General features: G+C 41.5%; 15 protein-coding genes. 11 read left to right on the top strand and 4 right to left on the bottom strand.

Annotated features, from left to right (window positions below):
* Positions 1-74: 74 nt before the first annotated feature.
* Positions 75-848, top strand: a complete 774-nt coding sequence (locus BLP52_RS05160; RefSeq protein WP_091709319.1) for a hypothetical protein — start codon at positions 75-77, stop codon at positions 846-848.
* On the opposite strand, the gene BLP52_RS14320 is transcribed toward BLP52_RS05160, so the two are convergent.
* The 3 genes from BLP52_RS14320 to BLP52_RS05150 all read right to left on the bottom strand — a co-directional run bounded on the left by BLP52_RS14320 (position 839) and on the right by BLP52_RS05150 (position 3,424).
* On the bottom strand, positions 839-997 hold the full coding sequence (locus tag BLP52_RS14320; protein ID WP_154717792.1) for a hypothetical protein: 159 nt from the start codon (positions 995-997) through the stop codon (positions 839-841). The two genes, BLP52_RS05160 and BLP52_RS14320, sit on opposite strands and share 10 nt — an antisense overlap.
* A 13-nt stretch (positions 998-1,010) precedes the next feature.
* On the bottom strand, positions 1,011-2,162 hold the full coding sequence (locus BLP52_RS05155; protein WP_091709317.1) for a Fic family protein: 1,152 nt from the start codon (positions 2,160-2,162) through the stop codon (positions 1,011-1,013).
* Between the two features lie 200 nt (positions 2,163-2,362).
* Positions 2,363-3,424 (bottom strand): hypothetical protein, encoded by a 1,062-nt coding sequence (locus tag BLP52_RS05150; RefSeq protein WP_091709316.1) that lies wholly within the window; start codon positions 3,422-3,424, stop codon positions 2,363-2,365.
* Positions 3,425-3,622: 198 nt separating this feature from the next.
* Here BLP52_RS05150 and iorA point away from each other — a divergent pair, with 198 nt between their 5' ends.
* The 6 genes from iorA to BLP52_RS05120 all read left to right on the top strand — a co-directional run bounded on the left by iorA (position 3,623) and on the right by BLP52_RS05120 (position 8,765).
* Entirely contained in the window at positions 3,623-5,452 is a 1,830-nt protein-coding gene (gene iorA, locus BLP52_RS05145; protein WP_091709314.1) for an indolepyruvate ferredoxin oxidoreductase subunit alpha, read from the top strand.
* Positions 5,449-6,045, top strand: coding sequence for an indolepyruvate oxidoreductase subunit beta (locus BLP52_RS05140; RefSeq protein WP_091709312.1), 597 nt, complete (start codon positions 5,449-5,451; stop codon positions 6,043-6,045). The genes iorA and BLP52_RS05140 overlap by 4 nt, the downstream gene beginning before the upstream one ends.
* Before the next feature lie 292 nt (positions 6,046-6,337).
* Positions 6,338-6,952, top strand: coding sequence for a hypothetical protein (locus BLP52_RS05135; RefSeq protein ID WP_091709310.1), 615 nt, complete (start codon positions 6,338-6,340; stop codon positions 6,950-6,952).
* Between the two features lie 72 nt (positions 6,953-7,024).
* Positions 7,025-7,432 carry a hypothetical protein gene (locus BLP52_RS05130; protein WP_238380732.1) on the top strand — a complete coding sequence of 136 codons (408 nt, stop codon included), beginning with the start codon at positions 7,025-7,027 and terminating at the stop codon, positions 7,430-7,432.
* A gap of 12 nt (positions 7,433-7,444) precedes the next feature.
* Complete coding sequence (locus BLP52_RS05125; RefSeq protein WP_091709308.1) at positions 7,445-8,515, top strand: PASTA domain-containing protein; 1,071 nt, start codon at positions 7,445-7,447, stop codon at positions 8,513-8,515.
* 4 nt (positions 8,516-8,519) lie between these two features.
* Complete coding sequence (locus BLP52_RS05120) at positions 8,520-8,765, top strand: hypothetical protein (RefSeq protein ID WP_091709306.1); 246 nt, start codon at positions 8,520-8,522, stop codon at positions 8,763-8,765.
* A 93-nt stretch (positions 8,766-8,858) separates the two neighbouring features.
* Here BLP52_RS05120 and galU read toward each other — a convergent pair whose 3' ends face one another.
* On the bottom strand, positions 8,859-9,722 hold the full coding sequence (gene galU, locus BLP52_RS05115; protein ID WP_091709305.1) for a UTP--glucose-1-phosphate uridylyltransferase GalU: 864 nt from the start codon (positions 9,720-9,722) through the stop codon (positions 8,859-8,861).
* 682 nt (positions 9,723-10,404) lie between these two features.
* On the opposite strand from galU, the gene rpl3p reads away from it, so the two are divergent.
* From rpl3p to BLP52_RS05095, 4 genes are read left to right on the top strand one after another with little or no spacing between them, the layout of a single operon-like run.
* Positions 10,405-11,418: a 50S ribosomal protein L3 gene (gene rpl3p, locus BLP52_RS05110; protein ID WP_091709303.1), complete on the top strand. Its 1,014-nt coding sequence runs from the start codon at positions 10,405-10,407 to the stop codon at positions 11,416-11,418.
* Positions 11,419-11,423: 5 nt separating this feature from the next.
* Positions 11,424-12,185: a 50S ribosomal protein L4 gene (rpl4p, locus tag BLP52_RS05105; protein ID WP_091709301.1), complete on the top strand. Its 762-nt coding sequence runs from the start codon at positions 11,424-11,426 to the stop codon at positions 12,183-12,185.
* A complete protein-coding gene (locus BLP52_RS05100) occupies positions 12,182-12,430 on the top strand; it encodes a 50S ribosomal protein L23 (protein WP_091709300.1) in 249 nt (82 codons plus the stop codon). The genes rpl4p and BLP52_RS05100 overlap by 4 nt, the downstream gene beginning before the upstream one ends.
* An 11-nt stretch (positions 12,431-12,441) precedes the next feature.
* Positions 12,442-13,155, top strand: coding sequence for a 50S ribosomal protein L2 (locus BLP52_RS05095; RefSeq protein ID WP_091709298.1), 714 nt, complete (start codon positions 12,442-12,444; stop codon positions 13,153-13,155).
* Positions 13,156-13,167 lie beyond the last annotated feature (12 nt).

Raw genomic sequence — 13,167 nt, 5'->3', positions numbered from 1 at the left:
TAGATATAATTTTATTCAAAGAAAACTCTTTTTAGTTATTTGCTATTATCTTGAATATTGTAATGGGAGTATCAATGTCGTTAACAACTGAAATAATAGGATTTACATTTGGGTTTTTAGGAGTAGCTTTAGCTTTGTATTCTATAATAAAACAGAAGAACCTTGAAAAAAGGCTTAAAGAAAAAGAGAAGCTTAAGTTGTTATCAACAAAAATTAACGATGGCTTGTTAAAAGATATTCATAGGTTTTACAAAATTACTGTCCCTAAAGATGACGAAGATACTATCTATCAACTAGATTCTTTGGGTAGAGATATTATTTCAACATCTTATGAACATAAGGAGGATACTGTTATAGTTGAAACTTCTACCGATATTACTTTAGAAAATAATAAAGAAATATCAATTGAAAACAAGGGTCTAATACTTGTTTCTTTTAGAGAAGGTAAGTGTAGTTATGTAAGTTTATATTGTTCTCCAATTGGTAGTTCAAATATGAATTATGATATTGATAGTATGTCTATGTTATACCTTTTAGGCATCCTAGAAAATCTAAATGAACTAGAAAATGAATTTGGCTCTATAATTCAAGAGTTTAAACCTGAATTGTTTTCGAATTTGAGAGTGTGTATTACTGATATATTCGAAGAAATAATAGATTCAGCTTGTGCAAATGAAAAAATAGTTGTCAATATCAGGGATTTTGATAAAGCTGAAGATATCGGATTGTGGATCCATAATATTTATTTAGGACTAGATAGGTTGCTTCCTTTAATAGCAGAGCTGAAAGAACTAGAGAATGATCTTGATGAGTTTAGGGAAAAGTTGATTCTTACAAGTTACACGTAACTTACCTTCTCCATCACGATCTCAATAGCTATCAGCACAATAATTATCCATTCAAGATAATTGGAATGCTCAATCCTTACCTCGTTAGAGGCATTGAATAATTGCCCAGTACAGTTGTCTTCTTTTGATGAATAACAATTTGTCTGCAAGGGAAATAAACTCTCAAATATTATTCGTACCCCTACTTATAATATCCACATAGTCCGTAAACAGATACCTCTTATATCTCTTCTTGCCGGTGATCTCGGTCAGAATGCCGATCTCTTCGAATTTGTTCATGAGGCTGGTTGCGGTTACGGATGTGATGTTGAGTTTTTCCACAACATCAGCATTGCTTATAAGAGGGCTTTCAAAAAGAAGGTCAATAAGTCTTATTGCATGGATGCTTGAGACTGATTTCTCATAGAGGAGTTTTGTCATATCATCTTTTAATTTAATGATTTCTCTTGCAGTGTTCACAGCTTCCTCTGAGGTTTCGCTCACTCCTTTGAGGAAGAACTTGAGCCAGTCCTCCCATGCACCTTCGGTACGAACCTTCATCAGCAGGTCATAGTATTCGCTTCTGTTGTTCTTCAGGTAGAAACTCAGGTACAGCAGGGGTTTTGAAAGAATCTCTTTCCAGACGAGATCGAACGTGATCAGAAGTCTTCCAATCCTTCCGTTCCCATCAAGGAAAGGATGGATTGTTTCAAACTGTGCGTGGATAAGTCCAATCTTCACAAGTGCCGGTATGTTATCTTTCTCAAGAAGGAATCTTTCAAGTCCTTCGATTGCAGGGATAGTTATTTCTGGAGTGGGGGGAACAAATATTGCTTCCATGATAGAAGCACCTGGAGTTCCGATGTAATTCTGGCAGGTTTTAAAATTGCCGGAATTAAGTCCGTCCCCTCGTGTACCTTCAAGCAGGATTTTATGGATCTCCTTAATCAGCTCAATAGACATTGAAGTCTCTTTCAGTCTGTTTATTCCATAATCAAGAGCTGAAATATAGTTCACTACTTCTTTGATTTCATTGATGTCTTCTTTTGGAACAAGGTCTGCCTCAAATTCCAGCACTCCTTCAAGAGATGCCTGAGTGCCTTCAATCTGTGAACTGAGAAGCGCTTCTTTCTTCACATACATGGCAATGAACAAATCAGGATTTGGAAGCACTGAAGTAATCCCGTCAAGCCTTGCTAAATTTCTATCAGCTTTCGATAAAAGAAGTCTTAGCTCATCATCGTAGTCAATTGGAGGCTCTGGTGGCAACTCTTTGGGTATGAACGACCTATATCCGTTAGGTGTCAGTACAAACTTTCCTGCTCTTTCACTCACGACTTCCTCCTCCAAACTAAACAAAGAATATATTCAATATCTAAATTAAGGAATCTTAATTTAAAAATTAAATCTCATTCTAAGTAAAGCCTTCTTTACTTAAAATGCTATCTTCTATTCTAAGCAAAGCATCCTTTACTTAGAATCCTCCATTTCACTCTAAGTAAAGCAAACTAAAGTTAGAGCAAAAACCACAAACTTCAAACAATCCTATCCACCACAGCCATAACAATCTCAATAGCTATCAGCACAATAATTATCCATTCCAGATAATTGGAGTGCTGGATCCTTACCTCGTCGGAGAGCATTGAATAATTGTCTCGTATGACCTCTATTTTATGGTTCACACTCTCGCTCCACTGCTCGCTTCTTAGTGTTTTCAGGACAGTTTCATATACCCTTGCATAGTAAACGTCCTCAGTGACCTTGATAAGATTGTTGACCTTCTCGGTGACCTCCGAAAGTGCTGCATTGTCCTGCATGAGCTTAGTCATAATTGTCCTGTACAATTTCCTTCTTTTGAAGAACGAGAGTTTGTCTGCAAGGGCAATGTCCTCATACATCTTTTCCATGCTCCTGCTCAATTCCCTGTCATAGTAACGCAGTTCAAAGACCTGTACATTTGCAAACTCAATGAGGTCAAAAAGGTCTGTAGGTGTGCCAGGATCGCAGATAAGGGCAGAGTCCCAGGAAAAAATAGCACGGTCATTTTTAGTATAACTATGCGTACCTTTGAGGATTTCCTCTCTCATCTGCGGCGAAAAATCTATTTTCTCGCCAGCAAGGAGTGGTAGCAGGTCAATGGAATCGTCAATCCAGTTCATATGGTAGATTGTATAGTCCTCAAAGAAATCAGGGGTCATCTCAAATCCCCTGATGTGAGGTTTGAGTATGTCTGCAAGGGTATTTAGATGTGAAAGGAACAGATCCTCAAGCCCTTCCTGCTCGGAGAATAATAATGCTGTATTCTCAAGGAACTCAAAGTCAGCATCTTCGTTCTCATATGCAAAACACAGGCTGATGGCACCAATCCGGAAAATACGTGCAAAGACAGAAAAATTGAATTTCCTTCCATCCTTCTCCACACCGCACTGCCCGAGTCTGATTAGCAGTGGCGGAACTTCCATTATAATAGATGTGGGCCTCACACGCACAAAGCTTGCTCTTGCCGTTGTAAAGCTGCTGGCAAGTTCCTTTTCAAGCCAGTCAAGGTCGATATCCAGTCCGATGTCATATATCCTGTAAAAACGAATCGTTATCATGGATTTTGTCTTCCCGTGGAGAACTATAATTTATATTCTACAATGTAAGCTTATAAACCTTTACAGGAAGCTGTTGACTTTTGGATCTCTCGTGTTCAATTATTGGTAAATCATCATGCAGTGACATGTGTTAACACACAACATCCGTCCAGATATCTTTATCAATAATCATTTTGTATGACTTGGCAGGAGATTAAAATGAGCACACGCGAGTACATGCTGGGAAACGTTGCAATTGCACGCGGTATCGTAGAAGGAGGCGGACAGGTCATATCCGGTTATCCGGGAACACCATCCTCTGAGATCATCGGTACACTGGCAGGAATGAAGGAAAGAGACTTTTACGTAGAGTGGTCGGTCAATGAGAAAGTTGCCCTTGAAGTAGCAGCCGGTGCTGCAATGGCTGGCGTGCGTTCAGTAGTTACAATGAAACACGTCGGGTTGAATGTAGCAGCAGATCCCTTACTCACACTTGCTTACACAGGTGTCAAAGGCAGCATGATAATAATAGTAGCAGACGACCCATCATGCCATTCATCACAGAACGAGCAGGACACCCGCAGATATTCACAATTCTCACTCATACCATGTCTTGATCCTTCCACACCACAGGAAGCCAAGGACATGATTCCCTACGCATTTGCATTCTCGAACAAGGTTCAGATGCCTGTGATTTTCAGGCCAACAACCCGTATCTCCCACGGAAAATCCGATATTGAGCTCGGACCGGTGGAAGAAACCAGACCTACAGCAGAGTTCGTAAAGGAGCTGGAGCGCTGGGTCATGGTTCCAAAGAATGCAAGGATACAACATCCTCACCTTCTTGAGATACAGAAAACCATGCAGGAAGAACTGGAGAATTCACCCTGGAACTCTCTTGAACTCGTTGACAGCGCAAAGGTCGGAGTCATAGCATCAGGCATTGCTTCTGTTTATGCAAAGGAAGCCGTAATGCAACAGGGAATCAACGCATCATTCCTCAAGATCGGAACCTATCCTGTCCCGGAGAATAAGATCCGCACCCTCATGGAGAACACAGATAAGATAATCATCTTCGAGGAAATGGAGCCAATAGTTGAGGAACAGGTTAGGATTATTGCACAGCAGACCGGTTCAACTGTAGAGATAGTCGGCAAGATGCCAGGTCCGGTGCCAAGGATATATGAACTGAACACTGATATCTGTGCAGACGTTCTTGCAGAGGTTCTTGAACTTGAAAGACCGGATGTTCCTGCAGAAGTTGCAGAGGATTTCGATTACGACAGGTGCAGGATAGACCTGCCAATGCGTCCTCCTGTCATGTGTCCTGGATGCTCTCACAGGGCAAGTTTCCATGTCATGAAAAAGGTCTACGGCAAGGATGCGATCTTTCCAAGTGACATTGGATGTTACACACTGGGAATTCAGAGCGGCACAGTTGATACAACACTCTGTATGGGTGGAAGTATAACCGTGGCAAGCGGAATGTATCAGGCAGGAGAGAAAAAACCTATATGCTGCTCAATTGGTGATTCTACATTCTTCCACACTGGAATGAATGGTCTTCTCAATGCTATCTATAATAAAGCGGACATCACAGTTACTATAGTAGATAACCGCATCACTGCAATGACCGGTCACCAGCCAAACCCTGGAATGGGTAAGCTTGCAACAGGTGAGCCAACCATTGAAGTTTCCCTTGAGGAATTATGTAAGGGCATGGGTGCAGGATTTGTTGAAACAGTTGATCCATACGATCTTGAAAAGGCAGAAGAGGTCTTCAAAAGGGCAAAAGAATACAAGGGAACATCAGTTGTTATCACAAGGCAGTTCTGTGTCATTGATGCAAAGCGTTCCGGTATTCGCAGGAAGCCATTTTCAATCGATGCCGAAAAGTGTGTCGGATGCAAACTCTGTGTTAATCTTGGTTGTCCTGCAATTGAGTTTGACACAACAACCAAGAAAGCATCCATAAATGCGATGTGCACTGGGTGTGGAGTATGTGCAGCCTTGTGTAAGTTTGATGCCATTACGGAGGTGAAGAAATGAGTGCAGAAGGAATATCAAAATTCGATCTTGTCATCGCCGGTGTAGGTGGACAGGGTACTATACTTGCATCTGATATAATCGGCAAGGCCGCCGTTAAGGAAAACATGTCAGTGCGTGCAGCAGAGACACATGGAATGGCACAGCGTGGAGGTTCAGTTGTCAATCATATCAGGCTTGACTGTGAACTTGGTTCCATGATCCCGATGAAAGGTGCTGATGTACTACTTGCACTTGAACCAAGTGAGGCACTTCGGTATCTTGAGTTCCTTTCCGATGATGGTATTATTATAGTAAACACAGACCCGATTCTCCCGGTAACTGTGACCTCAGGACTCTGTACTTATCCTGATGTTGATGCGATTATTGCAAAGCTGGAAGAATCTCATAAAGTAAAAGCCTTCAATGCAACCGAGCTTGCAAAAGAGGCTGGTCATCCACAGTCCATGAACGTTGTCATGGTGGGCGCAGTCTCAAATTATCTGCCGGTTTCTGTTGATACTCTTGTGGAATGTGTGAGGGAACTTGTTCCACAGAAAACTATTGCCATCAACGTAAAGGCTTTTGAGATGGGTAGATATGTTACTCAGGGATGATTCAATCATCCTTTTCATCAATTTTTTTAATTTAATTATTATTTTGTGCATATTCATGCCATAATATCATTTTTGATTCTTTTTTTGATAGAATATATTCTTTTATATCATTTCAGCATGGGTCTTGGTACTTATTATTTACAGTGTTTTTATTTTTAGTGTCGTATTATTTATTTCGATGTGTGCAGGCATACTCAGATATCTTTTTTATATTTACTGTGTTATTTTTAGCAAAGTCTTTAAATTATATTGTCCTATATTATATTGCACCATAAATTTTGGAGGGTAAACTATGGTATCAGTTGGTCAAAAACTATTAGATGTTCCATTCGGGGACATGATTAAAGAAATGGCATTCGCCATTGCCGAGGGTCAAACAGCACTTGATATGAACTCTATCAATGTTGCGCAGGCTCTTGCAGAGACAGAACTAGAGGCTGGAAGTGTAATTTTATACATAGAAGAAACTGTAGATGAGGACGGTAACGTTACTGCAAGTAATGTTGTTACCAACGACAAACCAATGTCCTTATTAACATACGGTCTTGAGCCCCGTTTCTATGAGTTTACTGAATCTGTCATTGAGGTCAAAATGACAATTTCAATGAAGAAGGAGTATTCTACAGAAAGGAAATACGGTAGAGAGTTCAAATTTACCAATGAGTCCAAGATCAAGGGAAGCTATAATTCAGGCGGACTTGCAGGTCTTCTCTTTGGTAAAGCCAAGACAAGTTTTGAGAACACTACAAATGTTGCATACACATCTACTTATGATGCAACATACAAGTCAAAGTACACCTTCAGCGAAGAAGGTACAAGCCTTCTGAGGACCACTTTAAAGCCAGTGCCTGCACCTGAAAGAGCTGTTCCTACCGTAAGGGTAAAAGAGAGCACATCTTCAGAATAAGGTGGATATTTGATATCAATGCAGAATTCCTGCATTGGTAATCTTTTTTCAAAATAATCAGGAGGTATTGTATTGCCATCCATTAGTAGTGAAAATATCGAAGAGGTCCTTGTCAGTCCACTTTCAACGATCCTTGGTGAAATGGGTAAGTCGATTGCCCAGACCCAGAGAGCACTTGATCGTAATTCCATTGATACTCAAATTGAACTTTCAAGTGATGAAGTACTCAAGGATTACAACCTGGAAGCTACATGGTATCACATTCCGGAAGTGGATATTGAACTTAAAATGACCCTTTCCATGTCATATGAGGAAGAAAAAGATTCCAAGGGTCGTGTTCGTGGATACAAACGCATTCTTAATGCAGCACCTTTGAATGCATCTTACAAGTCACTCAATTCCTATGATGTCGAAGGCTCAAGTGTCCTGAAGGCCAAGATCGTATCCGTACCACCATCCTATCGTGTAACAGAAGACTAAAGGGGGAGTGGAATGGTCGATATTACTGATCTCAGGAAGAATATTGAAAGTCTGAACAAAGCAACTACTGCTGCATCTAAAAGAAAAAGCTATCTTCTAACTGAAAGGAGTATTGCTACAATTGAATCTGAAGTCGATACTATCAACAAAGAGCTTATATCAAAAACAGATGCCCTTGAAAAGCTCCAAAAAGAGAATCTGGCTTTAAAACAGGAGTATAATATACTTGATAGCCGTGTGAAGGACATTATCAACGAGAAGCTGGAAATCGAGAAGAAGCTGGAACAATTATCCCGCACCAGATCAGAGCTTTCATCCACGAATCTGGTAAAGGCATTCAGTGATTCACTTCAGAGTATGGATTCCTCTCTTAAAGGAAGTTCCTCAAGGGTAAACTATAGCATTAGTTCCATGAACATTAAACTTAAGACAAATATCGCCATGGATGGCAATGATCTTCGTTTCCAATTACCAAAAGCTGATGATGTCATTCCTGCAAGTAATTTGAGTGAGGTTGAATTCACTATCACTTCATCATCAAAGGCTCCGGAACTTGCCAGTTTTGAAGATGTGCCTGGTGTTGTGGGACTTGAACTTGAAAGTGCACTTTCTGTCATTAAAGAAGCAGGTTTTGTACAGGGTGAGATTATCGAAAAAGACAGTGAGCTTGCACAGGGTACGGTACTTTCACAGATCCCGTCCGGCAGTTCCGTTGCAAAACCAGGTGATGCCGTAGATCTTGTGATCTCAAAGATCACTTCTGTAGAGATTCCTGACCTGACTGGTAATACTCTTGCAGCTGCTAAGAAATCACTGGCAGATATTGGTCTCTCTGTAGGTAATGTCACTGAAGAAATAAATTCTATGAAGGCAGGCACAATCATAGGTCAATCTGTTGAGGCAGGTAGCTATACGGATATTGGTTCTGCTATAGATCTCGTTGTTGCAAGTTCAAAGATTGAGTTTGCTGCGGTTTCAGGAAAGACAACTGTAAATCCGATAATTTCGAGGTCCGTTGATAAAACAACGTCTGATATATCCACCAGGATTAGTTCTACAAGGAGATCCGTTTTACGGAAGTAGTAGGATGCCAGTTGAAACACATCTTGTAAGGGTTGCAGACAATGCAACTCCTTCTCAGATAGAAGGGATACTAAAAGCCCTTGTAAGTATAGGTGGTCGAGTAGACGTTATTGCAAATAAGACTATAATTGCCACATTCGATGGTGATTATTCTGAACTTATCAAACGCAGACCTGGCGTTCTTCTTGTAGGTGGTGTGAATTTCAGGGGAAGGACTGTGAGAAAAGTTGTTAAACGAAGTTCACAATGAGTTGTGTGTTGTGAACTTACGTCCTTACCTAATATATTATACTGTGCATGCTGTGAACAGAGTGGCAGGATATGATACACTATATAAAAAAGGTCACAGGTTGATACCTGTGATGTGCTCTTTTATTTGTTCTCTCATATCTTCTTTATTCAGGGCAAAGTCAATCACTGCTTTTACGTATTCTACTTTGTCACCGGTGTCATATCTTTTACCCGTGAACTTGTAAGCATAGACTTTTTGTTCTTCATTTAGAAGACGTATCCCATCGGTTAGCTGGATCTCATTGCCTACTCCTCTGTCGGTCTGTTTTATGCAATCCAGTATTTCAGGTGTGAATACGTATCTTCCGATTGCACCAATGTTTGAAGGTGCTTCCTGTGGAGATGGCTTCTCTATTATATCTTCTAGAATGTAGAGTGAATCGTCCAGTGGCTGTCCCTTGATAATTCCGTAACTTCCGGTTTTTTCCATAGGGACCTCTTCCACTGCAATAGTCGAACGGCCATATTTCATGAAATTATCAATAAGCTGTTTTGTACATGGTTTTTTATTTACTATTATGTCGTCACCAAGGAGAACAGCAAATGGTTCTTCATTTATGTGTTTCTTGGCAGTTAGGATTGCATCTCCAAGTCCCTTGGGTTCTTTCTGGCGGATATAGTGTATATCTACCATAGAAGATATATCCTGTACGACTTTCAGGAGCTTCTCATTATTTTTCTGGCGAAGGTGGTTCTCAAGTTCGGGTGAGTCGTCAAAATAATCTTCGATAGAACGTTTACTTCTACCTGTGATGAATATAATGTCGTCAATTCCGGATGCTATTGCTTCTTCTACAACGTAATGGATCACTGGTATGTCAATTATAGGTAGCATCTCTTTTGGCATGGATTTTGTAGCAGGCAGGAATCTTGTGCCCATTCCTGCAACAGGTATCACAGCTTTTTTGATTTCCACTTTTTAACTCCTTATTTTATTTCTATTGTGAATGGTAATTTGTTATTATATGTTGTTTCTCTGATGAACTTTATGTATATATAATCTATACATGCAATATTATTCTGAACTCACTTCATCAACTTTATCATGTGAAATTCGGTAAAACAATTTGAATTGTTCTTTTTGTGGATTGTACATAGCATTGATATACGATCAGAATAATCAATTTCCTATTGAACAATAGTATGTTTTCAATAATCTATAGCCTTTGTATTTTTATCTGTTTTCTTGCAAAGGTTTTATATATAATATGTTCCTTTAATGGCGCAGCGTAGATTACATAGGAATATGTAATTCTGCATGTATTAAGATTACAGTGCGAAAAAGTCGGATTTAACATGAAGTATAATTGGGCCTCTTCAAGAATGCCCGCTTACACATAAGGTGTTAAAATACTGGGATGTTTAAATCTTTTCGAGATGACCCCTCAGTAGTTCCTTTGGGCTACGAAGGTCCGGTGATGACTGGAATATTGTACAGGTTTGGCGTTGAATGCGTATCATATGAATACGTGGAGTCCGCCTTATCTAGTCTTTTTCCTGATTGTTTTCGGTTCCTGCCTGACTTTCTCGCGTAAATTGGCCTATGCAAAATTGCATAGACCTGCCAAGAAGAAAATGTGTAAATTAGGAGAATAATAATGGCAAAAGGACATAGACCAAAACGAGGATCACTCGCTTTCAGTCCACGCGTAAGAGCAAAAAGCCACGTACCAAGGTTTAACTCATGGCCAGAGGCAGCTGGAGAACCAAAGCTCCAGGATTTTGCAGGCTATAAGGTAGGTATGACTCATGTGGTAATGATAGATGACACAAAGAACAGCCTCACAGAAGGTATGGAGATATCAGTTCCTGTAACTGTTGTAGAAACTCCGGCTGTTCGTGTTGCTGCAATTCGTGCTTACGGGAAATCCACACACGGTGAGAAGGCGCTTTCTGAAGCATGGGCAGCTGATCTTGATGAGGGTCTTGGGAAGACAATTGCACTTCCAAAAGAGTCAAACACTGAAGAGGCTCTTGGTAAGCTCGAAAGTCTTGTTGATGAAGGTAAGGTTACGGACGTTAAGGTAATCACATACACTTTACCAAAGAAGCTTACAGGTGTTCCAAAGAAGAACGCTGATATTATGGAAACAGCAGTAAGTGGTTCTGATGTAAAGGCAAAGCTCGAGTACGCAAAATCCGTGCTTGGTGCAGAGATCAAAATTACTGATGTATTCAATGAAGGCGAATTTGTTGACGTAGCAGCTATCACAACCGGTAAGGGTACTCAGGGTCCTGTAAAGAGATGGGGTATTAATCTGGCTAAGAACAAGCACTCACGTCAGGGAAGCCTCAGACAGATAGGTACTCTCGGTCCGTTCCATCCTTCCATTGTCAGATGGACAGTTCCACAAATGGGTCAGATGGGTTACCACCAGAGAACCGAATACAACAAGCGTATCCTTAAGGTAGGCGAAAATGGAGATGAGATCACTCCAGCCGGCGGTTTCCTTAACTACGGTCTTGTACGCGGTGAATACATCCTCATCAAAGGCAGCATTCCAGGTCCTTCAAAGAGGCTTGTAAGGCTTAGAGATCCGATGAGGTCCAAGGTACCTGCTATGGGTGAACCGGAGATCGTTCACGTAAGCACACAGTCCAAGCAGGGGTGAACTGAATGGTTACAGCAAATATTATAGATTTATCAGGAAACACAAAGGGTGAAGTTGAACTTCCTGCTGTGTTCGATGAAGTATACAGACCAGACCTTATTAAAAGAGCAGTTCTCGCAGCTCAGGGTAACAGGTACCAGCCATATGGTCCGAGGATGTACTCCGGTATGGATACGTCTGCACGCTCCTGGGGTTCAGGAAGAGGCGTAGCACAGCTCCCAAGGATTGCAAATGGCAGTCGTGCAGCAAGAATTCCTCAAGCAGTAGGCGGTAGGAGGGCACACCCACCAAAGCCTGAAGCAGACAGAACTGAAAAGGTCAACAAGAAGGAAAGACGTATGGCCATCCGCTCGGCAATTGCTGCAACATGCGATGCAGATCTTGTAAAGGCACGTGGCCACAGGTTCGAAGCTCAGCTTCCTCTTGTCGCTGCAAATGAATTTGAGAACGTTGAAAAGACCAGGGATGTAGTAAGCTTCCTTCAGAATGCAGGTCTTTACGATGATGTACTCCGTGCAAAGGACGGAAGGAACATTCGTGCAGGAAAGGGTAAGCTCAGAGGAAGGAGATTCAAGAACAAGAAGAGTCTTCTTATAGTTGCAACATGCGACAGTCCTATCATGAAATCTGCAAAGAACCTTGCAGGCGTGGATGTAGTTTCAGTCGATTCACTGAGCGCTGAAGTTCTCGCACCAGGTACACATGCAGGTAGGCTGACAGTCTGGACAGAATCTGCAATCTCTTCACTTGGAGGGATGTTCGAATGAGCGTCATCAAATATCCGTTTATTACTGAAAAAGCAATGATGCTGCTGGAAGACAACAAACTTCAGTTTATTGTTGATTCCCGCGCAAACAAAAAGCAGATCAAGGCCGATGTAATGAAGATGTATGGGTTCCCTGTATCATCTGTCTGCACAATGAGCACAATGAAAGGTCTTAAGAAAGCTGTGGTAACTTTCGAAGGAATCGATGCAGCTCACGAGATCGCAACCAGAATTGGCCTGATGTGAGGTGGACGTAAATGACAAAGAGAATCATATCACAGAACAGAGGTCGCGGATCTCCAACATACAGGGCTCCATCACACAAGTACAAAGCTGCACTTAAACACCCACGTGTCGATGAAGAAGGCACATTGTACGGTACAGTTATCGAGATTACACACGATACGGCTCGTTCAGCACCAATCGTCAAAGTATCTTTTGAGAATGGTGAAGAGCGCCTTATCCTTGCTCCTGAAGGTATAGCAGTTGGTGAGAAGATCGCCTGCGGAATTTCAGCTGAGATCAAACCCGGTAACATCCTGCCTCTTGCAGAGATCCCGGAAGGTATTCCAGTCTGTAACATTGAGTCCAAGCCAAATGATGGCGGACACTTCGCACGTGCATCAGGTACCTATGCAACTGTTGTTTCCCACGACCGTGGTAAGACAGTTGTCCAGATGCCATCAGGTGAAATGAAGTGGTTAAATCCTAAATGCCGTGCAACAATCGGTATTGTTGCTGGTGGTGGAAGGGTAGATAGACCTTTCCTCAAGGCAGGTAAGAAGTACCACAAGATGAAGACAAGAGCTGCAAAGTATCCTCGTGTATCAGGTATTGCTATGAACGCCATTGACCACCCGTTCGGTGGAGGTAACCGCAAGCATCCTGGTAAGCCAACAACAGTTGGAAGGAATGCACCTCCTGGACGTAAGGTAGGTCAGATAGCAGCACGCAGGACCGGAAAGCGTTAACCGGAGGCTAAT

It is taken from the genome of Methanolobus vulcani (genome assembly GCF_900100715.1).
GTDB lineage: Archaea > Halobacteriota > Methanosarcinia > Methanosarcinales > Methanosarcinaceae > Methanolobus > Methanolobus vulcani.
The sequence above is the reverse complement of the archived record's forward strand: the minus strand, read 5'-3'. Positions and strand labels throughout refer to the sequence as shown.

Coding starts and splice junctions, on each gene's coding strand:
- BLP52_RS05160 (WP_091709319.1), top strand. CDS start 75: ATGTCGTTAACAACTGAAATAATAGGATTTACATTTGGGTTTTTAGGA.
- BLP52_RS05150 (WP_091709316.1), bottom strand. CDS start 3,424: ATGATAACGATTCGTTTTTACAGGATATATGACATCGGACTGGATATC.
- iorA (WP_091709314.1), top strand. CDS start 3,623: ATGAGCACACGCGAGTACATGCTGGGAAACGTTGCAATTGCACGCGGT.
- BLP52_RS05140 (WP_091709312.1), top strand. CDS start 5,449: ATGAGTGCAGAAGGAATATCAAAATTCGATCTTGTCATCGCCGGTGTA.
- BLP52_RS05135 (WP_091709310.1), top strand. CDS start 6,338: ATGGTATCAGTTGGTCAAAAACTATTAGATGTTCCATTCGGGGACATG.
- BLP52_RS05125 (WP_091709308.1), top strand. CDS start 7,445: ATGGTCGATATTACTGATCTCAGGAAGAATATTGAAAGTCTGAACAAA.
- BLP52_RS05120 (WP_091709306.1), top strand. CDS start 8,520: ATGCCAGTTGAAACACATCTTGTAAGGGTTGCAGACAATGCAACTCCT.
- rpl3p (WP_091709303.1), top strand. CDS start 10,405: ATGGCAAAAGGACATAGACCAAAACGAGGATCACTCGCTTTCAGTCCA.
- rpl4p (WP_091709301.1), top strand. CDS start 11,424: ATGGTTACAGCAAATATTATAGATTTATCAGGAAACACAAAGGGTGAA.
- BLP52_RS05100 (WP_091709300.1), top strand. CDS start 12,182: ATGAGCGTCATCAAATATCCGTTTATTACTGAAAAAGCAATGATGCTG.
- BLP52_RS05095 (WP_091709298.1), top strand. CDS start 12,442: ATGACAAAGAGAATCATATCACAGAACAGAGGTCGCGGATCTCCAACA.